Annotated in this window: 22 protein-coding genes, 4 tRNA genes and 4 pseudogenes; 16 read left to right on the forward strand and 14 right to left on the reverse strand. The window is 60.8% G+C overall.

What is annotated here, in order from left to right; all coding sequences use genetic code 11:
* Window positions 1–110 precede the first annotated feature (110 nt).
* Window positions 111–293, reverse strand: a complete 183-nt coding sequence (locus tag L0A91_RS10630) for a hypothetical protein (RefSeq protein WP_235244435.1) — start codon at window positions 291–293, stop codon at window positions 111–113.
* Between the two features lie 17 nt (window positions 294–310).
* On the opposite strand from L0A91_RS10630, the gene L0A91_RS10635 reads away from it, so the two are divergent.
* A complete protein-coding gene (locus L0A91_RS10635) occupies window positions 311–850 on the forward strand; it encodes a hypothetical protein (protein ID WP_235244436.1) in 540 nt (179 codons plus the stop codon).
* Window positions 826–1,113, forward strand: coding sequence for a hypothetical protein (locus tag L0A91_RS10640; RefSeq protein ID WP_235244437.1), 288 nt, complete (start codon window positions 826–828; stop codon window positions 1,111–1,113). Before L0A91_RS10635 ends, L0A91_RS10640 begins: the two co-directional genes overlap by 25 nt.
* 177 nt (window positions 1,114–1,290) lie before the next feature.
* Here the strand turns inward: L0A91_RS10640 and L0A91_RS10645 are convergent, their stop codons facing one another.
* From L0A91_RS10645 to tadA, 6 genes are all read right to left on the reverse strand, one after another.
* The gene (locus L0A91_RS10645) at window positions 1,291–1,557 is read right to left on the reverse strand and encodes a metal-sensitive transcriptional regulator (protein ID WP_235246600.1); all 267 of its coding nucleotides are present in this window, start codon (window positions 1,555–1,557) and stop codon (window positions 1,291–1,293) included.
* A 298-nt stretch (window positions 1,558–1,855) separates the two neighbouring features.
* Window positions 1,856–2,329, reverse strand: a complete 474-nt coding sequence (locus L0A91_RS10655; RefSeq protein WP_235244441.1) for a hypothetical protein — start codon at window positions 2,327–2,329, stop codon at window positions 1,856–1,858.
* 117 nt (window positions 2,330–2,446) lie between these two features.
* Window positions 2,447–3,148, reverse strand: a complete 702-nt coding sequence (locus L0A91_RS10660) for a VIT family protein (RefSeq protein WP_235244442.1) — start codon at window positions 3,146–3,148, stop codon at window positions 2,447–2,449.
* 134 nt (window positions 3,149–3,282) lie between these two features.
* The gene (locus L0A91_RS10665; RefSeq protein ID WP_235244443.1) at window positions 3,283–3,663 is read right to left on the reverse strand and encodes a TM2 domain-containing protein; all 381 of its coding nucleotides are present in this window, start codon (window positions 3,661–3,663) and stop codon (window positions 3,283–3,285) included.
* A 236-nt stretch (window positions 3,664–3,899) separates the two neighbouring features.
* Window positions 3,900–3,989: transfer RNA gene (locus tag L0A91_RS10670), tRNA-Ser, on the reverse strand.
* A gap of 10 nt (window positions 3,990–3,999) precedes the next feature.
* The gene (tadA, locus tag L0A91_RS10675) at window positions 4,000–4,437 is read right to left on the reverse strand and encodes a tRNA adenosine(34) deaminase TadA (protein ID WP_235246601.1); all 438 of its coding nucleotides are present in this window, start codon (window positions 4,435–4,437) and stop codon (window positions 4,000–4,002) included.
* 91 nt (window positions 4,438–4,528) lie between these two features.
* On the opposite strand from tadA, the gene upp reads away from it, so the two are divergent.
* From upp to L0A91_RS19025, 4 genes are read left to right on the forward strand one after another with little or no spacing between them, the layout of a single operon-like run.
* On the forward strand, window positions 4,529–5,167 hold the full coding sequence (upp, locus tag L0A91_RS10680; RefSeq protein ID WP_235244444.1) for a uracil phosphoribosyltransferase: 639 nt from the start codon (window positions 4,529–4,531) through the stop codon (window positions 5,165–5,167).
* A gap of 8 nt (window positions 5,168–5,175) precedes the next feature.
* Entirely contained in the window at window positions 5,176–5,847 is a 672-nt protein-coding gene (locus L0A91_RS19015) for an aminotransferase class I/II-fold pyridoxal phosphate-dependent enzyme (protein WP_311197781.1), read from the forward strand.
* 26 nt (window positions 5,848–5,873) lie between these two features.
* Entirely contained in the window at window positions 5,874–6,035 is a 162-nt protein-coding gene (locus L0A91_RS19020) for an aminotransferase class I/II-fold pyridoxal phosphate-dependent enzyme (protein ID WP_311198161.1), read from the forward strand.
* The gene (locus L0A91_RS19025) at window positions 6,020–6,328 is read left to right on the forward strand and encodes an aminotransferase class I/II-fold pyridoxal phosphate-dependent enzyme (protein ID WP_311197782.1); all 309 of its coding nucleotides are present in this window, start codon (window positions 6,020–6,022) and stop codon (window positions 6,326–6,328) included. Before L0A91_RS19020 ends, L0A91_RS19025 begins: the two co-directional genes overlap by 16 nt.
* On the opposite strand, the gene L0A91_RS10690 is transcribed toward L0A91_RS19025, so the two are convergent.
* Complete coding sequence (locus tag L0A91_RS10690; RefSeq protein WP_235244445.1) at window positions 6,290–6,631, reverse strand: hypothetical protein; 342 nt, start codon at window positions 6,629–6,631, stop codon at window positions 6,290–6,292. The genes L0A91_RS19025 and L0A91_RS10690 overlap by 39 nt on opposite strands.
* A 150-nt stretch (window positions 6,632–6,781) precedes the next feature.
* On the opposite strand from L0A91_RS10690, the gene L0A91_RS10695 reads away from it, so the two are divergent.
* Entirely contained in the window at window positions 6,782–6,949 is a 168-nt protein-coding gene (locus tag L0A91_RS10695; RefSeq protein WP_220121951.1) for a hypothetical protein, read from the forward strand.
* 205 nt (window positions 6,950–7,154) lie between these two features.
* The gene (locus L0A91_RS10700; protein WP_235244446.1) at window positions 7,155–8,024 is read left to right on the forward strand and encodes a PH domain-containing protein; all 870 of its coding nucleotides are present in this window, start codon (window positions 7,155–7,157) and stop codon (window positions 8,022–8,024) included.
* Here the strand turns inward: L0A91_RS10700 and L0A91_RS10705 are convergent.
* On the reverse strand, window positions 7,969–8,598 hold the full coding sequence (locus L0A91_RS10705) for a hypothetical protein (protein ID WP_235244447.1): 630 nt from the start codon (window positions 8,596–8,598) through the stop codon (window positions 7,969–7,971). The two genes, L0A91_RS10700 and L0A91_RS10705, sit on opposite strands and share 56 nt — an antisense overlap.
* Before the next feature lie 115 nt (window positions 8,599–8,713).
* Between L0A91_RS10705 and def the strand changes: the two are divergent.
* Both def and L0A91_RS10715 read left to right on the forward strand, forming a co-directional pair.
* Window positions 8,714–9,281, forward strand: a pseudogene (gene def, locus L0A91_RS10710) (peptide deformylase).
* Window positions 9,282–9,284: 3 nt separating this feature from the next.
* Entirely contained in the window at window positions 9,285–9,776 is a 492-nt protein-coding gene (locus tag L0A91_RS10715) for a hypothetical protein (RefSeq protein WP_235244448.1), read from the forward strand.
* A gap of 6 nt (window positions 9,777–9,782) precedes the next feature.
* On the opposite strand, the pseudogene L0A91_RS10720 reads toward L0A91_RS10715, so the two are convergent.
* A pseudogene (locus tag L0A91_RS10720) lies at window positions 9,783–11,196 on the reverse strand (sugar porter family MFS transporter).
* 148 nt (window positions 11,197–11,344) lie between these two features.
* On the opposite strand from L0A91_RS10720, the pseudogene L0A91_RS10725 reads away from it, so the two are divergent.
* From L0A91_RS10725 to L0A91_RS10735, 3 genes and pseudogenes are all read left to right on the forward strand, one after another.
* Window positions 11,345–12,540, forward strand: a pseudogene (locus tag L0A91_RS10725) (pyridoxal phosphate-dependent aminotransferase).
* Window positions 12,537–13,496, forward strand: coding sequence for a D-glycerate dehydrogenase (locus L0A91_RS10730; RefSeq protein WP_235244449.1), 960 nt, complete (start codon window positions 12,537–12,539; stop codon window positions 13,494–13,496). The pseudogene L0A91_RS10725 and the gene L0A91_RS10730 overlap by 4 nt, the downstream one beginning before the upstream one ends.
* A 25-nt stretch (window positions 13,497–13,521) precedes the next feature.
* A complete protein-coding gene (locus tag L0A91_RS10735; protein WP_235244450.1) occupies window positions 13,522–14,319 on the forward strand; it encodes a DUF2927 domain-containing protein in 798 nt (265 codons plus the stop codon).
* Between the two features lie 15 nt (window positions 14,320–14,334).
* Here L0A91_RS10735 and L0A91_RS10740 read toward each other — a convergent pair.
* The 3 genes and pseudogenes from L0A91_RS10740 to L0A91_RS10750 form a co-directional block, all read right to left on the reverse strand.
* A pseudogene (locus L0A91_RS10740) lies at window positions 14,335–15,413 on the reverse strand (alkene reductase).
* A gap of 310 nt (window positions 15,414–15,723) precedes the next feature.
* A tRNA-Arg gene (locus L0A91_RS10745) sits at window positions 15,724–15,796 on the reverse strand.
* A 311-nt stretch (window positions 15,797–16,107) separates the two neighbouring features.
* Window positions 16,108–16,195 (reverse strand) — tRNA-Ser (locus L0A91_RS10750).
* A 154-nt stretch (window positions 16,196–16,349) separates the two neighbouring features.
* On the opposite strand from L0A91_RS10750, the gene L0A91_RS10755 reads away from it, so the two are divergent.
* Window positions 16,350–17,966 (forward strand): LCP family protein, encoded by a 1,617-nt coding sequence (locus L0A91_RS10755; protein WP_235244451.1) that lies wholly within the window; start codon window positions 16,350–16,352, stop codon window positions 17,964–17,966.
* A gap of 111 nt (window positions 17,967–18,077) precedes the next feature.
* Here L0A91_RS10755 and L0A91_RS10760 read toward each other — a convergent pair whose 3' ends face one another.
* On the reverse strand, window positions 18,078–18,281 hold the full coding sequence (locus tag L0A91_RS10760; protein ID WP_220121964.1) for a cold-shock protein: 204 nt from the start codon (window positions 18,279–18,281) through the stop codon (window positions 18,078–18,080).
* 257 nt (window positions 18,282–18,538) lie between these two features.
* On the opposite strand from L0A91_RS10760, the gene L0A91_RS10765 reads away from it, so the two are divergent.
* A tRNA-Ser gene (locus tag L0A91_RS10765) sits at window positions 18,539–18,620 on the forward strand.
* A 59-nt stretch (window positions 18,621–18,679) separates the two neighbouring features.
* The gene (locus L0A91_RS10770) at window positions 18,680–19,057 is read left to right on the forward strand and encodes a hypothetical protein (protein ID WP_235244452.1); all 378 of its coding nucleotides are present in this window, start codon (window positions 18,680–18,682) and stop codon (window positions 19,055–19,057) included.
* Window positions 19,058–19,153 lie beyond the last annotated feature (96 nt).

Consider the following 19,153-nt stretch of genomic DNA (forward strand, 5'->3'; position numbering starts at 1 on the left):
TGCCGACGGCCCGTGATGGCTATCAGCCCACCCCCGCCGAAATCGACGCGGCTGTCAGTGAAAAGTTGGCCGCCGGTGAGGATCTCTATCACCTCGACCGCGACGCGCTCCTACAACTCAACGCGGATCTCATCGTCACGCAGGACCTCTGCGCAGTGTGCGCCGTCGATGTCAGCGAAGTGCATGACGCCCTGGACTTCTTGGGGTGCACGGCAGAAGTGCTGACGACCGACCCGCATACCGTCGAAGAAATCTTGGCCAGCATTGAGCGCATCGGTGCGCAGACAGGCCACGCACAGGGGCTAGCGACTTGGTCGCCTCGTTGCGTGAGCGGCTTGCCGCGCTGCCTGGCACACCGACCAACAACGCCGCCCGCGTCGCCGTGCTGGAGTGGAGCGATCCGCCGTTTGCGCCGGGCCATTGGGTGCCTGAGATGGTCGAGATCGCCGGAGCCCGCAGCGTGATCGGAGACGCCGGCGAAAAATCAGTGCGCACCACCTGGGATGCCATCGTGGCCTCCCGGCCCGAGATCATCGTGGTCGCACCGTGCGGCTTTGAATTGCCCACGTCGGTAGCGCTGACTGAGGAATTGTTGGCCGGTGAGTTGGGCACCATCCTCGATAGTTGGGACGGTGAAGCACCTCAGGTGTGGGCCGTCGATGCCAACGCCTCTTACGCCCGCCCGGGTCCGCGAATCGTGGACGGCATCGAAGCCTTGGCTGCGATCAGCGATCCGACAACCTTCGGGGAGCCAAATCCCGCGATCGCTAAGCGCTGCCGCTGGTGTGACTACCCCGTGAACCGCAAAACCCAGGAGCCTGTCCCATGCCCGGCGAATCGCTGCACTTAACCCGCACCATCCCCAGCCGTCCCGAGAACGTTTGGTATGTCCTGACTGAGTTGGACAAGTTTGCTGGCGTCGTCGAAGACATCACCAAAATCGAAGTGCTCACCAATGGCGCGTATGGCGTGGGCACCCGCTGGCGAGAAACCCGCAAGATGATGGGGATGGAAGGCAGCGAGGAGATGGAGGTCGTGGACAACGACCCTTCCGCAAGACCGTCGTTGAGGCAGTCAACGGGGACGTCACCTATCGCACTGTTTTTGAGTTGACGCCAAACGAGGCTGGCACGGTGACCACCCTGTCGATGAGTTTCAGCTCCAAGGCACCCGAGCAAAGGGCCTCAAAAAGGTGCTCACGAACACGATGGGCAAACTGGGCATGAAGATGACGTCCAAGGCGATGACGAAGGACCTTGAGGCCATCGCCGCGGCGGCGATTGCTCGCGGTTAAGCCAGGCTGAGAAAGAGCTTTTCCATCGTCGCGAGATCTTCGTCGGAGAGTTCGTTCTCGGCAGTCAGACAATCGCGCATCCCCGAGGACACGATCGCAAAGCCCGCCTTATCGAGGGCCTTGTTGACCGCAGCCAATTGCATGACGACGTCCTTGCAGTCGCGCCCTTCCTCAATGAGTCTGATGACACCACCGAGTTGGCCCTGAGCGCGGCGCAGGCGGTTGAGGACAGGCGTCATGTCGTCTTCGTTGAGCGCAGCCATGTTTTCTCCTGATGCCGGATCGTGCTTGGGAACGGCGCGGTCCACCGCGTGTTTCGACTTGACGATCATACCCCAGGGGTAATAGTGGTGGCAACAACAGACATACCCCATTGGGTATGCGCGGATCAACGAGGAGCGAATATGTGCCGTCAAGTGGACTGCAAGCAATGCGGCAATACGACGTGGGCTGGTTGCGGCCAGCATGTTGACCAGGTCATGAAGGGCGTCCCCCGCGCCCAGCGTTGCGAGGGCCACCAGGCTGACACCAGTAAGGGCTTTTCGCCAAAATGTTTGGCCGCTAGCTACTTCGTCGACGCCGAACGATGAGGACGACCAAGGCCAGGCCAGCAACCCCGACAGCGCCCCACAGCACCGGTGTCAGGATCGAAGAGTCAGCCTCATTGGCGGTCAGATCGGGTTGACCAAAGGACGCCAGTGGCGGCAATTCGGCCGGCATGAACGAGCCGTCCCCTTCGCTCATCACAAGCGGCGTGGAGACCTCGATGCCTTCGGCTTTAGCCAGCACTGTCACCGTGCCCTCAATGTCGGACGCAGGGAGCACGATGCTGAAAGCATAGTCGCCATCCGCCCAACCGTTGGCTACCAGCGGGCCGTCATCGCCGCCCGGCTCAACAAGAAAGATGTCGATGTCTTGGGCAGGATTGCCCAACGTGCCTTCGCCTTCTGGTGGCTCTGACGTGTCGTAACAGTTGTCACCAAAGTAAGCGCCGGACACGACATACGATTCGCCGTCTGACTCGGCATCGGGCACCGCCGTCAGCTCTGGCCCGACGCAGGATGCTTGCGCGGGGCTGTCACAGACAGGGACGCGGCAACCAGCGTCGCCGCCGCGAGTAGTCGTCTCATGCGCTCAGCCTATGCAATCGGCCTAAATCTGGGTCCCAACCAACGCACCGATGCCATACGTGACGACCATCGCGATGAACCCACCCAGCACGTTGCGGACAATCGCTGGCCCTCGCGGCGAGCGTCCCAAGCCTGAGCTAATCCAGCCGGTCAGCAACAGCGCTAAGAGCACTGAGACCCCAGTGACGCCGACCCGCCAAGACTCTGGCGGCAAGACGATCGCTAGCAACGGCAAGAGCGCGCCGAGCGTGAAGGCAATCAATGAAGCCCAGGCGGCATGCCAGGGGTTGGTGAGTTCATCCGGGTCAATGCCCAACTCGGCATCAGCATGGGCGGCGAGCGCGTCGCGCTCAGTCAGGGCCACGGCTACTTCTTGAGCTAACTCGGGCTCCAGGCCCTTGCCTTCATAGATCTGCGCCAACTCGACCAGTTCTTGCTCGGGCATTTCTGCCAATTCACGCTTCTCCAACGCTAGTTGGGCTTTCTCGCTGTCTCGCTGAGTGCTGACCGAGACATACTCACCAACGGCCATCGACATCGCGCCGGCCACCAAGCCAGCCATACCCGCAGTGAAGATCGCCGTGCGGTCGGTGGTTGCAGCAGCCACACCGATGACCAATCCGGCGGTGGAGATGATCCCGTCGTTGGCACCCAGCACTCCGGCACGTAGCCAGTTCAAGGTGCGGGCGTTGTTGCCATGCTCTTCGTGCGGTGCGTCGCTCATGAAGCCAGAGTCCTCCTGATGAGCCCCATTCGCCAGCGTGGTGAGGCTTCTCTTCGTGAGGCGAGGCTTGTCAAAGCAATGCGAAAGACCCCTCGAGCGAGGGGTCTTTCGCGTTTGATCGAATGCTAGGCGGGCTAGGCCAGTGGGCGGCCCTGCGAGTCCGGCACCTTGCGCAGCACGATCAGGATGAAGTCAACCAATGCCCAAATCCCCAAGGTCATCCAGTTGAGCAAGAGCTTGGCAACGCCCAGACCTGTGTAGCCCAGATAGAAGCGGTCGACACCAAACCCACCGAGGAACAGCGAGAGCAGGATGGAAGCGACATACGTCTTGTCAGAAAAGATCCCCGGCGCGCTAGAGGCTGGGATCCAAGCCTGGCCGGCGTAGCTGACCGGGTCACCTGACGAAAGCTCGCCGCGGCGCGCCAAGTCCCGCACATGCTGGATCGGGAAAGGCCCGTGCTCCACTCCGTGGATGTTGACGCGATATGTCCCGCTTGGCTGTCCGGCTGGCACGAGTTGACCTAATTCGCTCACAGTATTTCCCGATCTCATTCGACGATTGATGTGGTCGGCCTGAACGTTTTCGCACGTGGCCCCCGGGATACCTTAAGGCAACGCCAATGGCCCCTCAAACTGGAGCGAGTTGAACGCCTAAATGAAATCCTGTCGTGACGAGAAATATGAAGCCCAAGCAACGCGAAAGCCCCCCACCCAAATGGATGAGGGGCTTTCAAAGTCTTGTTCAGACTTGGCGGTGGCGGTGGGATTTGAACCCACGGTGGGCGCAAACCCACACAACATTTCGAGTGTTGCACCTTCGGCCGCTCGGACACGCCACCGCGGGAGACATTACCTGAGTCGGCGCTCCTTAAAAAAATCGGCCAGCAATGCAGCACACTCATCAGCCCGTATGCCGCCAACAACCTCGACTTGGTGCAGCGCGGCTGAGTCCCGGGTCAGGTCCCACACCGACCCCGTCGCGCCCGCCTTGTCATCAAAAGCGCCAAAGACGACGCGATCGAGCCGAGCAGCCACGATGGCCCCAGCGCACATGACACAGGGCTCCAGCGTGACGACCAACGTGCAGCCATCCAGTCGCCAACGACCCAAGGCTTCGCCAGCCGCACGCAGAGCCACAATTTCGGCATGGCCGGTCGGGTCATGGGCTTCCTCGCGAACATTTCGCCCCTGCCCCACAACGGCCCCATCCGGCCCAGCCACTACAGCCCCGATCGGCACGTCCCCCGACGCGAGCGCCTGGCGGGCGACCTGCAAAGCGGAGCCGATGCTCACGTCATACCCCTGCTGGGCCCAACCAGGCAGGTCCAATCTGGGGCGGGGGCTGTTTCGGAGTCGCTCACACGGTAAGTTTCGCAGTATGCGCGTCCACGTTGTAGACCACCCATTGATCAACCACAAACTGACCTATTTGCGGGATAAGGGGACCGACACCCCCACGTTTCGCCGTTTGACCGATGAGTTGGTCACGCTGCTTGCCTACGAAGCCACGCGCGACGTCCGCGTCTCCCCTCGCGAAATCGAGACTCCCGTCGCCCCGGCCACCGGCATCAAGTTGGCCACCCCCTGGCCGCTCGTCGTCCCGATCTTGCGTGCCGGTCTGGGCATGCTCGACGGCATGATGCGCATGGTGCCCACCGCCGAGGTTGGCTTCCTGGGCATGGAGCGCAACGAGGAGACCTTCGAGGCCACCACGTATGCGCATCGCCTGCCCAACGACCTCGACAAGCGCCAGTGCTACGTTCTGGACCCGATGCTGGCCACGGGCGGAACACTCGCGGCGGCGATCCACTACCTCGTCGAGTTGGGCGCCGATGACATCACCGTCATCACGTTGCTCGCTGCCCCCGAGGGCCTCGAGGCGCTGCAAGAAAAGGTCAAAGACATCACCCCACCGATCACGCTGGTCACCGGCGCTGTCGATGAACGCCTGAACGAAAACGGCTACATCGTGCCTGGCCTGGGCGACGCGGGCGACCGCCTCTACGGCGTCGTCTGACCGACCAGATGCACGCTTCGCAACGCAGTGAAATCGAGCCCTTCTATGTCATGGAGGTGCTCAAAGCCGCGGCAGCCCGCCAACGCTCGCACGGCGATGCGCTGATGATGTGCGTGGGGCAGCCTTCAACCGGGGCTCCTCGCGCTGTCGTCGAGCAAGCCCACGCCGTGCTCGATAGCCAGGTCATGGGTTACACCGACGCGACGGGCATCCCTGAGTTGCGCGAAGCCATCGCCAAACACCACCGCGACTGGTACGACATCGACGTCACTGCAGACGATGTCGTCGTGATGACCGGCTCTTCAGGAGCCTTTTCGCTGCTGTTCCTGGCGGCCTTCGAGGCGGGCGACACGGTTGCGATGACTCGGCCCGGCTATCCGGCCTATCGCAACACCCTCTCGGCGCTGGGCTGCAACGTCCTTGAGATCGACTGTGGCGCAGACACCCGCTTCCAGCCGACGGTCGCGAAGCTCGAAGCCCTTGATGAAATCCCCAAGGGCCTCATCGTCGCCAGCCCCTCCAACCCGACGGGCACGGTTATCGACCCGGACGAGCTGGCCGCGATTGCTCGCTGGTGCGAAACCAATGACTGCCTGCTGATCAGCGATGAGATCTATCACGGCCTCACCTATGGCCGTGCGGCCAGCAGCGCCTGGGAAACTTCCAAGCTGGCGTCGTGATCGGGTCAGTCAGCAAATACTTCTCGATGACCGGGTGGCGTTTGGGATGGGCCCTCGTCCCGCCGCACCTGCGCCGGCCGATGGAAATCTTGTCGCAAAACCTGACTATCTGCGCCCCCGCGATCACTCAGTATGCGGCGATGGCGGCTTTGGTGAGGACGCCAAGCCCGAGTTGCAAAGCCACTTAGAGCGGTATGCCGTCAATCGCGAGATCGTCAAAGCCGCGCTGACCGACATGGGCCTGAGTAGCGCGCCGCCCGATGGTGCCTTCTACGCCTGGTGCGACATCGGCCACCTGACCGACGACTCGAATGCGTGGTGCACGGAAGTGCTGGAGACCACCGGCGTTGCGCTGACCCCGGGCGTCGATTTCGACACGGCCAAGGGCCATCGAATGATGCGGTTTAGCTTCGCTGGCTCGACCGCCGAAGTCACCGAGGCGTTAAGCCGACTTGCTGCTTCCCCACTGCTGCAGAGCTAGCCACGTCCCGACAATCACACTGAGCGTGGCCACCGGCAGCGCGTGCCGGAAAACGAGGTCAGACCCAGCAAAGTAGGCGATGACCGCGAGCAAGATCGCCACCAATGCCCCCGCCACGACCGGGATCGCGTTCTTGTTGCCCCACCCATACCCGAGTGCGCCAGCACAGACCACGACCAGCGATTGCAGCATCACCTCTTGGGTGGAAGCCCCTCCGTTGGAAATATCCGAATAGCTAAAGAAGCCAATCACCGCCATAGCCACGACGGCATAGGCAATCCCTTGTGCGCGTGCGTCTTTCATCTTTGGCCCCTCGCCTCTGGTGGTGCATGATCGTGAAGTCAGGTCACCGGCTCGACGCGCACCCGCAGCCTTGCGGCGTGGCGGCTGCGCACACATACCTTTGCCTGACAGTATGACGTTGTTCTGTGAGACCACCTGAGGAGCCACCCTATGCCAGCCAAGATCAAGCAGATCCTGCTCTGGGCGCTCTTTATCTTTTTGATCTACGCGGTGCTCACTGACCCGGACCGCGCCGCAGACATCCTGCAGGCCGTTTGGGACATCATCTGGGGCGGCGTTCAGAACATCGCTCAATTCTTCCGGGCGCTGATGAGCTAGCCATGTTGGGATCGTCCACAGTCGATGAGGCTGGGACAAAGGTCAGCAGCCGAATCCTGAAAAGGTATCTGCTGTCTGGCGAAGATATCGTTGTCGCGACCCGACAACACTGGGCCAAACTGGCCGAGCCAACCGTCACCGTCGTCCTCGGATTTCTCTTTTCGCCTACCTCGGCCTCAAAATCGAAGAAGCCCTCAACGATCCCGTGTTGTGGCTGTGGTGGGGTTGGCTCTTCCTGGTGGGCCGCCTGCTCTGGAAACTCCTGGAGTGGCGCAACGAGTGGTTTGTGGCGACCGATAAGCGCCTGCTGCTGACCTACGGTTTGTTCACGACCAAGGTCGCGATGATGCCGTTGGGCAAAGTGACCGACATGAACTTTGGCCGCTCGATCACCGGCCGCATCCTGGGCTATGGCACCTTCACGATGGAGTCGGCCGGCCAAGAGCAGGCGATGCGTCAGATCAACTGGGTGCCCGACCCCGACAACACCTACAAGTCGATCGTCGACACCATCTTTGGCCCCGATCACGGCTACGACAGCGACGATGACCGTGACGAGAGTGACCGCCAGTCGCACCAGGCGAAGGGCCACCCGGTCAAGCCTCGCCGGTCCGCAAAGCGTCGAGAGCGGGCCAGCGTCTACGAGGATGACGGCTTTGCCGAGGACTCGGATGATGCCAACGAGGCTGACTACGACGAACCCTACGACGGCTATGACGACAGCGACGAACACGAAGACATCACCGGCGAAATCCCCAACGTCCTTGGTGCCGACGCGCAGGCACCGTCGACTGACTCAGATGACGAAAGTCAGCGAGCCACACGTTCTGGCACGCCCGTCCCCGACGATGCGATATCGGAGTTTGAGGACGAGGCTGACGACATACCGGAGGAGTTCCCGGCACCGGACGCCAAGGCAATTGACCTGCTAGAAGACGAGTGGCGCCCCGACTCATGGCGCGAGAGCGGCACCCGCCCTGAGCCCGAGAGCAGCTATGAGGTTTCGGGTGAGGACACGACTAGTTTTGTGCGGGTGCAGCGAGATCCAAAGCCCAGCGATCGCCGTCCTTGGTGAAGCCAACCTGGTCGTAGTAGGGCTTCTGCACGTTCGTCGGGCTGAGCACCCGGGTGAAGCCACGCGAGGTGAAGACCTCGGAGGTCCGATAGACGAACTCGCCCGGCGTGAGGTCGCGATAGCGCGGCGTCACCCAGTCAAGCAAGACCTGCGCCGTGCCCCCACCAGCGTCTGCAGCAACAACCACACCAACGGTTTCGTCACCGTGCACCACCAGGAAACTCAGCCGATCGGCTGCCGCGTCGTGGCGGAAATCAGGGTTTGTCTCGGCGATGTCATCCCCGTGGACCGACAAAACATGCTCAAAGTATGCGTCGCGCGAGCCGACTTCGATCACCGAGTAGGCCTTGGCGTCGTGGCGAGTGCTGAGCATCTTGTAGAGGAAGTAAATGTTGATCAGCGCCAACACGGTGTTCAGGCCAACCATCGGCCACACCATGATCGCCGCGTTGTAGGCAAGCAAGATCAAACTGCCCACCAGGTTGATCATGCGCAGCCGCAAAACACGGGTCTGCAACAGCGAAATCACCAAGATGAGTGACCCAAACCAACCAACAATTTCAATGAACGGCATAGGAGCAGGGTACGGCCCGGGCTGAGCCCACCGCTACGGGCCTTAAGATTGAGCGGCAGCAAATGCTGGTACTCCCGATTAACACCCAGAACCACCCACACTGAAGGCGACACCGATGGCAGTCCGCGACATCACCGTTCAGGGGCACCGCGCCCTGCACCAGCGCACCAAGAAGGTTAAGGAAGTGACCCCAGAGGTCAGGACCCTGGTCGCCGACATGTTCGACACGATGGCCGCCGCCGAAGGGGTCGGTCTTGCCGCCAATCAGGTCGGCGTTCGCTTGCGGATTTTCGTTTTCGACTGCCCCCGCCCGGGCCAGGAGAACGCGCGCGGTGGTGATTAACCCCGTCCTGGAACGTTTGGGCACCCCGACGCCGTTGGATGAAGAAGAAGACGGCGAAGGTTGCTTGTCAGTCCCCGGAGAGTGGTTCCCGCTGGCGCGGTTCCCGCAGGCTCGGGTGACCGGCACCGACCTCGAAGGCAACGAGATCGTCCTGGAGGGCGAAGACTTGTTTGCCCGCTGCCTTCAGCATGAGACTGACCACCTTGATGGCTACTTGTATGTTGATCGCCTCACCGGCCCGTGGAAGAGCGAAGCCCGTGAAGCTTCTAAGGATCGAGGCTGGGCCGACGCCGGCATCACCAAGTGGGACCCAAGCACAACCAAAGCTGAGGACGTTTAACGGATGAAGCGCACTCCCGCTCTGCTGGCAGCCGTCTTAATGTTGGTCGCCCTCGCGGCATGCGGGAGTGATGAACCAACCCAAGAACCGGCTGAATCAGCACCGGCCACGCCCGCACCCGCCACTTCAGAGCCCTACTATGGCGATGCCGACGGCGATGGTGTGATTGCCGGGGCCAACAACGACGGTTTGCTGCCTGGCTTTGAAGGGCAGGGCGGTTTGGTGATGAGCATGGCCGAGAACGAGACTGTGGAGCGCGATGTCCTCGGCGGCAGTTGGGATGACCCGGCGCAGCGTTGGGAAATCTTGGACGACGCGATCAACGAGTGGACTCCGACCAACAACCCCTACCCCACGCTGCCAAGCCACCCACAGCGAATCGTTGGCTGGGCCACGTTGACCCTTGACGCCGTGAATCTGGACGAGGCCCACGAATACGCTGGCCACGCCCAGATTCACGTTGATGTCACGGCACTTGCGCTCGCTCCGACGTAGTTCTTGCTACATGTCTTCTAGTTCCTTGCCCTTAGTTTCTGGCACAAACTTCAGCACAAAGAGGAACGACACCACAGCAAAGAACGTATAGAAGCCGTAGGCGAAGCCCAGCCCAGCCTCTGCCATTCTGGGGAACGACGTGGAGATAGCAAAGTTGGCGAGCCATTGGGCAGCTGCCGCGATGCCCAACGCCATGCTGCGGATCTTGTTGTTAAACATCTCACCCAACAACACCCAAACACCGGGACCCCACGACATACCGAAAAAGACGACGAAGCCGTTGGCTGCGATCAAGGCGATGAGTGCCCCGTTGTCACTCAGCACTGGCTGCGTAGCGCCGTCAACGATCTCGGTGGGCGCGGTAGCAAAATGTATGCCATGGTGCCCAAGGTCACGGCCATTCCAGCCGAGCCAATGGACAGCAGCAATCGGCGACCAATCTTGTCGATCAACAAGATCGCGATGATGGTGACCACGATATTCGTGACCGAGGTCAACACGGTCTGCGTGAGCGCGTCTTCCTCAGTGAAGCCCACTGCCTGCCATAGCGTCGCGGAGTAATAGAAGATCACGTTGATGCCGACAAACTGCTGGAAGACCGACAGCGCGATGCCGATCCAGACAATGGGCAACACCTTGCCCGCCGAGTTCAGCATGTCCCGCAACGAAGCCTTCTCTTCGCGGATCACCGTGCGGCGGATCTCCTTCATCCGCTCGTCAATGCCACTCTTCATCACGCTGGAGAGAACGGTCCGCGCCTGCTTGTCTTGCTTGTTGGCCACCAAGAACCGTGGCGACTCCGGGATCGTCAACGCGAAGGCAGCATAGGCAACTGCCGGGATGATTTCAGCAATGAACATCCACCGCCACGCCTGTAGACCCCACAACGGCTCGATGGCGCCACCAGCGACGTTCGCCAGGAAGTAGTCGCTCAGGAGAGCGATGAAGATGCCGACCACAATGGCCATTTGCTGCAGCGAGCCAAGACGGCCACGGATCGAGGCTGGTGCGATCTCGGCGATATAGGCCGGAGCGATCACCGATGCGGCACCAACACCGACACCACCGACAACGCGCCAAAGGATGAGGTCCCAGGCACCAAAAGCCAGGCCAGAGCCAATGGCGCTGATCGAAAACAGGGCTGCAGCCAGCACCATGACCCGGATGCGGCCAAACCGGTCGGCAATGCGACCCGCGAGATAGGCACCAGCAACACAACCCAACAGGGCCGACGAGACGATAAAGCCCAGGAAGAACCCTGATGCTCAAAGTCAGTGCCAATCGCACCGACCGCTCCATTGATCACCGAGGTGTCAAACCCAAACAGGAATCCACCCAGGGCGGCTACCGACGCCAGATGGATTGCTCTTCCGAGGTAGTAGTCATCTTTCCCGGCCGCCGCTTTCGCTACTTCAGCCATGAGTGCACTTCCTTTCGAGGCAGCGCTGCCCCCGCTTCACCACATCAGAGAGTCCCCCTGATGGCAGTGTGCTTTTTACGCACCTGCAGGCTGAGTATTACTCAGATCGCGTACGGTGTGAAGCAACTCGATCACAAAGGAGTGAGCGATGCCGTTCGCAGCACGTCTCGACCAACTAGGGACCGAAACCGCGTTCGCGGTAGCCCTGGCCGCAGCCGACCGATCCAGCGAGGGTCACAAGGTCTATCCGTTCCATCTGGGCGATATCAATTTGCCGATGGGTGGCCACATCGTTGACGCGATGAACCAGGCCATTTCCGCAGGTAAGACCGGGTACTGCCCCGGCGCTGGCATACCCGAACTGCGCTCTGCTTTGGCCGAAGACATCGGCGCACGACGCGGCATGAATTTCGACCCCGAGCAGGTCGTCGTGATGACTGGCGGCAAGCCCGTGATCACCAAGTTCATCCAGACCGTGATGGATCCAGGCCAAGAGGTGCTCTACCCCAACCCCGGCTTCCCGATCTATGAGTCGCAGATCGAGTATTTCGGCGGCGTCGCCAAGGCCTATCGCTATGTCCCGACCGACAATGGTTTTGCCATTGACCTGGATCACTGCGGTCGCTGATTACGCCCAACACCAGGGCGTTGATCTACAACGACCTACAAAATCCGATCTCCGCCGAGTCCACCGCGGCTGAGCGCGAGGCCATCGCCCAGATCGCGATTGAGCATGACCTGTGGGTGCTCTCCGACGAGGCCTATTTTGAGATGCGCTACGAGGGTGAGTCCACCTCGATCACCGCGATTCCGGGCATGGTCGAGCGCACCGTCATCCTCTATACGTTCAGCAAGAAGTTTGCGATGACCGGCTCTCGTCTCGGTTGCGCGGTTGCCCCCAAGGCGATGGCCAAGATCTTCGCGACGCTCAACACCAATGACGAGTCCTGCACCACGCATTATGTTCAGTGGGCCGGCATTGCGGCGTTGCAAGGGACTCAACAACCCGTCCAGGACATGTTGGACACGCTGCGCGGCCGGCGCGACTTGGTCTGCGATTTCGTTAATAGCACGCCGGGTATGTCGGTCGAGGTGCCTCGCTCCACGTTCTACGTCTTCCCCGATGTCACAGAGACGATGCACAACATGGGCATCACTGACCTCACTGACTTTGCTGGTCAGGCTCTGCGCGAAACCGGCGTCAGCTTTTGCACCCGTCGACACTTCGGTCGACCTCAGCCCGGCGAAGACCGGCACTACATCCGCTTGGCCTATTCCGGCATCAACTCCGACGAGATCACCGAGGGCTTGACCAAACTCAAGGGTTGGGTGGAGTCCGCATGAGCCGCGTCGTGGTCAGCGGGCGCATACCCGCAGATGGTCTGGCTGCTTTGCAAGAGCAGCACGAAGTCGTGAGTTGGGACGACGCATCGGGTATGCCGCGCGCTGAGTTGCTCAGGCGTGTCGCGGGGGCGGACGCGATCGTGTCGCTGCTGACCGACCAGATCGACGCCGAAGTGCTGGACTCGGCTGGCCCTCAGTTGAAGGTCGTCGCTAATGTGGCCGTCGGGTTTAACAACGTCGATGTCGACGCCTGTAAAGAGCGCAGCGTCGTGGTGACCAACACCCCCGATGTGCTGACGGATGCGACCGCAGACATTGCCCTGGGCCTGATTCTGATGATCACGCGACGCCTCGCTGAGGGTGAACGCGTGATCCGCAACCAAGAGCCGTGGAAGTGGGGCATGTTCTATCTGCTCGGCTCTGGGCTTCAGGGCAAGACCCTGGGCATCGTCGGCTTAGGCGGCATTGGCGCCGCTACCGCCCGTCGCGCCAAGGCCTTTGGCATGAAGATCGCCTATTCCTCGCGCAGCGGCCCCAAGCCTGAGTTGGCGGACGAGTTGGACGCGACCTTGCTCGGCTTCGATGAGTTGGTGGCGACGTCGGACGTGCTCTCGCTGCACGCGCCATACTCACCTGCCACGCACCACCTGATCGGGGCCGAGCAATTGGCTGCCATGAAGGACTCGGCCTATCTGATCAACACAGCGCGCGGGCCCATGGTTGACGAGTCTGCCCTGTTCAAAGCACTCAAGAGCGGTCAGATCGCGGGCGCTGGTCTGGATGTTTTTGAGGAAGAGCCAGCGGTGCACCCTGGCCTCAGCGAGCTTGACAACGCAGTCTTGCTGCCCCACCTCGGGTCCGCCACTGTTGAAACGCGCACGGCCATGGCTATGTTAGCTGCTCTAAACACGAACGCTGTTCTCGCAGGACAAGCCCCACCTAACCCAGTGACGTGAGTTGGACGCCGGACCAAAGGACATCATGAGCCAACGCCGTCAGACCTTCGCTGCACCAATCGCGGCCGCGGTCCTGTTTACCGGGTGCGCCAATAGCGACGGGCAGGACCCGTCCAACGACGGCCCCACCCCAGAGGTCTCGGCTGCCACCGAAACCACCGCTGAGCCCACCTCGGCCGACACCGAAACCACCGCTGAGCCCACCTCGGCCGACACGCAGCGCACTGGGGCTGATCCGGCATATACCCAAGCTGAGATCGACTACCTCGTATCTGTTGCTTTGGGGTCAGAGTTTACAGACTCGCCTGCGACGGTGCGGAAGTGGCTCACGGACGTTGACATACGCCTCAATGGACAGCCCACCGATGCCGATTTGCAGACAGTGGATGATGTCGTCGCCGATTTGAACGCGCTAACCCCGTCGGTGCATATCCAGGTGGTCGACACGGACCCCGACATTGAAGTCTACTTCGTGCCGTTGGACGAGTTTCAGAACTACTTCCCAGAATATGTCGATGGAAATTGGGGCTTCTTCTGGTTCTGGTTCCAGGGAGAAGGAGAGCTCTACAAAGCCGATATCGCAGTGCGCAGCGATGGCATCGAACAAGATCTGCGTTCACACTTGCTCAGAGAAGAATTGACCCAGTCGTTTGGTCTGGCCATTGACTCTGGCGAGCACCCGAACAGCATCTTCTATAGCGAATATTCCGAGGTCCAGGAGTTTTCGGAGCTTGACGAGACCATCATCGAAATGTTGTATCGCCCAGAAATCGAAACTGGTTTCACCAAGGAAGACATTGAAGCGACATTCAGCGCTGGCTAGGTGCGCAACGACTAATTAAGCACCTTCCGCCAGCGTGGGGTAGTCGGTGTAGCCCTCGGCCCCGCCACCATAAAAGGTATCCATGTTGGGCTCATTCAACTCGGCGCCTTGAGCCCAACGCACTTCCAGATCGGGGTTGGCGAGGTAGGGGCGACCAACGGCTACAGCGTCTGCATGCCCACTGCTGAGGGTCTGTTCAACCGACATCAACGACGTCACTTCTGAGAAGCCGTCGTTGGCAATCACACTGCCGGAGAAACGCTGACTCAGATCAGCAAAAAGTTGTCCGGACGGATCAGCGAGAATCGAAAGATAGGCCAGTTTGAGACCAGCAATCTGGTCGACCAGGCTGCCGTAGGTGCTGGCCATGTCCCCTTCATCGACTTCAGCGATGCCATTGAGCTGATGGCCAGGTGAGATCCGTACGCCGACTCGTTCTGCACCAATTGCCTGCGCAACTGCCGAGACAACCTCCACCACAAAGCGAGCCCGCCTCTGCGGACTGCCGCCGTACTCATCGGAGCGTTCATTGCTATTGGGCGAGAGGAACTGGTGCAGCAAATACCCGTTGGCCGCGTGGACTTCCACGCCGTCAAGACCAGCCTCAACTGCATTTCGAGCGGCTTGCACATACTCATCCAGCACGCTCGGGAGCTCGTCGGTGGCTATCTCCCGAGGAACATCGTGATCGACAGGGCCTTGCGCCGTGATCATCTTCCCCGGCGCCTGAATGGGGCTCGGAGCCACAGTCTGCGCCCTTGCTTGTTTGCTGCGGCGGCGATGCGGCCGACATGCATCAACTGAACCACGATACGACCGCCCCGCGCGTGCACGGCATCGGCGACCGACCTCCAGCCATCCACCTGTTCTGGCGTGTGGATTCCGGGGCTGTTCAGATAGCCCTGCCCCACCAGGCTGGGTTGGGTGCCCTCAGAGACGATCAGCCCAGCACCCGCGCGTTGAGCGTAGTACTGCGCATTGAGCCCGGTCGGAACCATCCCCTCGCCAGCGCGGTTACGCGTCAAGGGCGCCATGACGAAGCGTTGGGGCAGGTCCCAAGGACCAACACGAATGGGCTCAAAAGCAAGTGACATGTTATTCCTTCAGACATCGAGATGAACAGAATGCAGCGCTTCTGCGGCGCAGTAGCGTCATGGGTCTCAGTGGCACAACATCGTCTGGCTGTTCTTTAATCCCCGTGGCCAGCCAGCAGTGGTGTTTGCTGGCCACGGAAGCGCGCCGATTCGATAGCGGAGCAGATTCGGCTGAAGCGGGAACGGGTCAGGCAACCAAGGAATGTTGCCGTGCATGGCCGGATCCCGCGATGGCAGGCCATTGGTAAAACCAAGAACCCCCAACCGCATCGCTGCAGGTCGGGGGTTCTTGTACTGTCTCAACACAGTGCGCGCCCGGCAGGATTCGAACCTGCAACCTTCTGATCCGTAGTCAGATGCTCTATCCGTTGAGCTACGGGCGCCTTTTCGTTACCGGGGCAACGACGTGAAACATTACCGGATCACTGACCGACTAGTGAAATCCGCACGTCAGGGGTCACTTTCTGCCGCACTGGCCAGAGCCGCATCGTCGTCATCGAGAAACGCGACGGCAACCTTATCCGCGACAAATGCGGAGATGGTCACGAAGCCTGTCACGACGATCATCCCGATGATCCCAAGGTGGCACTTCACCGCAAACGCAAAGAACCGCAACCGATCCGATTGCTCGGAACGGTCGCGGCTCTGACTCACTTTCGGGAGCCACTGTCCTGGCACTAGCCAAAACGTTCTGCGGAGGTGGAGAGATTCGAACTCTCGATGGGGTATCACCCCAAACCCGCTTAGCAGGCGGGCGCACTAGGCCACTATGCGACACCTCCACGCCTATTCGAGTGAACTTCTGTCCACTGCCAACGGGCGACGATCAGGCTACCTTTAAGGGGTAGCGTTCACCAAACAGGGGGACGCTAGACCCACCTGCCATTCAGGTTGCTCCATCAGAATGGACGTTGTTCACGTGTCGAGAGGTTGAATATGCCCCAAACGCCAAGCGACGGTCCAGACGACCGCCGCGAGTCTGATGACGCGTTCGGAGACCTCTTCCCGCCAACCCGACGCCAGCACCGCGAGCTGCTTGAGCAGCAGGAACGCGAGCAAGCTCCCCCAGTCTCACGCGTTGAGCAAATGCGTCGTGCCTATGGCCTGACAGCGTTGGGGACGATCTTCCCGGGCGCTGGCCTAGCGATGACCAAGCGCCGGACCGTTGGCCTCGTCCTTTTGGGCATGGCTATTGGCATTCTGCTTTTGGCCGCCTGGTGGCTGTTCTCCAATGGCCCCATTCAAGCCCTCGCTGGTCTTGGATCACGCCCCGCACGACTGCAGGCGATCGCTTGGCTGGCAGCTGGCGGCATGGTCATCTGGATGGGGTCGGTGGCGCTCACTGCGATCGTGAGCAGCCCCAAACCCTTGCAAGGCAGCCAGCGGGCCGGTCTATCGGTCTTTACGGGCCTCATGTGCCTCGCCCTAGCTGTCCCGACAGCGGTGGGCCTGCGCTACGCCGATGCCAGCTCCGACACCGTTGGCACCATGTTTGCCAACACCGACCAGTCGACACTCGACCTAGGCGCTGATGACCCGTGGGAGGACACTCCCCGGGTCAATGTTCTTCTTCTCGGCTCTGATGCTGGCGATGGCCGCACTGGTGTGCGCACCGACACCATGCTGGTGGCGAGCATCGACACGCAGACCGGCGACAGCGTCCTCTTCGGGATCCCGCGCAACCTCGAAAACGTGCCGATCCCAGAGGACAACCCGCTCAGCAACCTCTATCCCGACGGCTATAACTGTGGCGATGAATGCCTAATGAACGCCATCTGGACCGAGGCTGAAAACGCCAAGCTCAACAACCCTGGCTGGTATCCAGACGACCCTGACGACAATGTGGGACTGACCGCGACTCGTGAGGTCATCAGCGAAGTTTTGGGCATCCCCGTCGACTACAGCGCCGTCGTCAACCTTGAGGGCTTCACTGACCTGGTGGACGCCATGGGCGGTGTCGACATCAACGTCCAGGAGCGGCTGCCGATGGGCGGCAAGACCGTCAATGGGCAATTGGTCCCGGACAGCGAGTCAGGTTGGCTCGAGGTGGGCGAACAGCACCTCGATGGCTACGAGGCAATGTGGTATTCCCGCTCTCGTGTCACCACCGACGACTTCAGCCGTATGCGTCGTCAACGTTGTGTTGTCAGCGCCCTGGTGGAACAGGTCAACCCCTTCACCATCCTGACGAACTACACCGACATCCTCGATGTTGCCGGCCAGAACATTTATACCTCCATCCCCCAGGAAGAATTGCCGGCCTGGGCCGAGTTGGTGTTGCGCGTGCAGGGTGGTGGACAGATCACTAGCCTGCCGTTCACGATCGAAAACACCAATGTCAGCAACCCTGACTTTGACGACCTCCACGAGCAGGTCCAAGAGGCCATCGCTCCCCCTGAGCCCACGACGACCGCGACGACCGCGACGAGCGAGCCGACCCCCAGTGAGCCCACGACGAGCGAACCCACGACCACCGAGCCAACGGCGGATGAAACAACCACCGAAGAGTTGAACACCGACGACGAACTCGTCGACGTGGGCACGGTCTGCTGAGCCGCTCAGCAAACTAGCCAGGCGCTAGGCACAAAAATAAGTAGCCCCCAAGCCAAGAGGCTTGGGGGCTACTTCAACTGCTAAGACTCAACTAGGAGTCGCAGTTCGCTCTCAGACGGGGCGAACGGCGTCGGCCTGCGGGCCCTTGGGGCTCTGCGTGACCTCGAACTCGACGCGCTGTGCTTCGTCCAACGACTTGTAGCCGTTGGTCTCGATGGCCGAGTAGTGAACGAACACGTCGGGGCCACCGCCATCCTGTGCGATGAAGCCGAAGCCCTTTTCAGCGTTGAACCACTTCACTGTTCCCTGTGCCATGGGGGTGTCTCTTTCTGCTGTACGTCTGCGACACTCACCACAGGTCGTGATGAGTGGGCTGAATATTGAACCCCCACTCGCCGAGTCATGCTCGGTTTGTGTTGACGTGCCAAAAAACCTGAAAGGTACGGCGTGTACTTCACTGCGAGGAACTGCAACTACAACCAGGTATAACCGTAGCAGCAATCCCAGGTGAAACCACGATCGGGTTAATGTAACAATGGTCCACGCACCACGGACCGAGCGTTCGTGCCAAAGGAGGGTTCGCATAGCGGCCGAGTGCAGGCGCCTTGAAAGCGCCCGAGGGAACCTCCGTGGGTTCAAATCCCACACCCTCCGCAAGTTCAAGCCGATGGGGCTACCTGCCTCACCGCGTACCTACTTCTCCTGGAGGAGATATGCACAAGATCACTTTGTTGGTTGGCATCGGAATCGGCTACGTGCTGGGCGCTAAGGCCGGTCGCGAGCGTTACGAAGCTTTTGCTGACCAGGCCAGCAAGGCATGGTCGGACCCCCGCGTCCAGAGCCGCGTCGAAGAGGTCAAGGAAAAGGCCTCTGAGGCCGCCGCCACCGTTGCTGCCAACGTCAAGGACAAGGCCTCCGAGGTTGCCCCCGAGGCCACCTCGCAAGCCGAGTCGGCTATCAGCAGCGCCTCAGACAAACTGAGCAGCAACTCCGATGAGTCCAACCACTCCTCGGAGGGGTCGGACCACCCGTCGCCAGCAGACATGCCTGAGCACTCAGACGTGTTGGACCACGGCGACGACCAGAGGTGATCTCAGTCTCACACTGAGCACAAACGAAGGCCGCACACCCAATTGGTGTGCGGCCTTCGCTATACCTACGACTCTCTTACGCGAACCCTGACGGCG

Source organism: Ornithinimicrobium sp. INDO-MA30-4, from assembly GCF_021535045.1.
Lineage (GTDB): Bacteria > Actinomycetota > Actinomycetes > Actinomycetales > Dermatophilaceae > Ornithinicoccus.

Coding starts and splice junctions, on each gene's coding strand:
- L0A91_RS10640 (WP_235244437.1), top strand. CDS start 826: ATGCCCGGCGAATCGCTGCACTTAACCCGCACCATCCCCAGCCGTCCC.
- L0A91_RS10645 (WP_235246600.1), bottom strand. CDS start 1,557: ATGGCTGCGCTCAACGAAGACGACATGACGCCTGTCCTCAACCGCCTG.
- L0A91_RS10660 (WP_235244442.1), bottom strand. CDS start 3,148: ATGAGCGACGCACCGCACGAAGAGCATGGCAACAACGCCCGCACCTTG.
- upp (WP_235244444.1), top strand. CDS start 4,529: ATGCGCGTCCACGTTGTAGACCACCCATTGATCAACCACAAACTGACC.
- L0A91_RS19015 (WP_311197781.1), top strand. CDS start 5,176: ATGCACGCTTCGCAACGCAGTGAAATCGAGCCCTTCTATGTCATGGAG.
- L0A91_RS19020 (WP_311198161.1), top strand. CDS start 5,874: ATGACCGGGTGGCGTTTGGGATGGGCCCTCGTCCCGCCGCACCTGCGC.
- L0A91_RS10690 (WP_235244445.1), bottom strand. CDS start 6,631: ATGAAAGACGCACGCGCACAAGGGATTGCCTATGCCGTCGTGGCTATG.
- L0A91_RS10695 (WP_220121951.1), top strand. CDS start 6,782: ATGCCAGCCAAGATCAAGCAGATCCTGCTCTGGGCGCTCTTTATCTTT.
- L0A91_RS10705 (WP_235244447.1), bottom strand. CDS start 8,598: ATGCCGTTCATTGAAATTGTTGGTTGGTTTGGGTCACTCATCTTGGTG.
- L0A91_RS10715 (WP_235244448.1), top strand. CDS start 9,285: ATGAAGCGCACTCCCGCTCTGCTGGCAGCCGTCTTAATGTTGGTCGCC.
- L0A91_RS10730 (WP_235244449.1), top strand. CDS start 12,537: ATGAGCCGCGTCGTGGTCAGCGGGCGCATACCCGCAGATGGTCTGGCT.
- L0A91_RS10735 (WP_235244450.1), top strand. CDS start 13,522: ATGAGCCAACGCCGTCAGACCTTCGCTGCACCAATCGCGGCCGCGGTC.
- L0A91_RS10755 (WP_235244451.1), top strand. CDS start 16,350: ATGCCCCAAACGCCAAGCGACGGTCCAGACGACCGCCGCGAGTCTGAT.
- L0A91_RS10760 (WP_220121964.1), bottom strand. CDS start 18,281: ATGGCACAGGGAACAGTGAAGTGGTTCAACGCTGAAAAGGGCTTCGGC.
- L0A91_RS10770 (WP_235244452.1), top strand. CDS start 18,680: ATGCACAAGATCACTTTGTTGGTTGGCATCGGAATCGGCTACGTGCTG.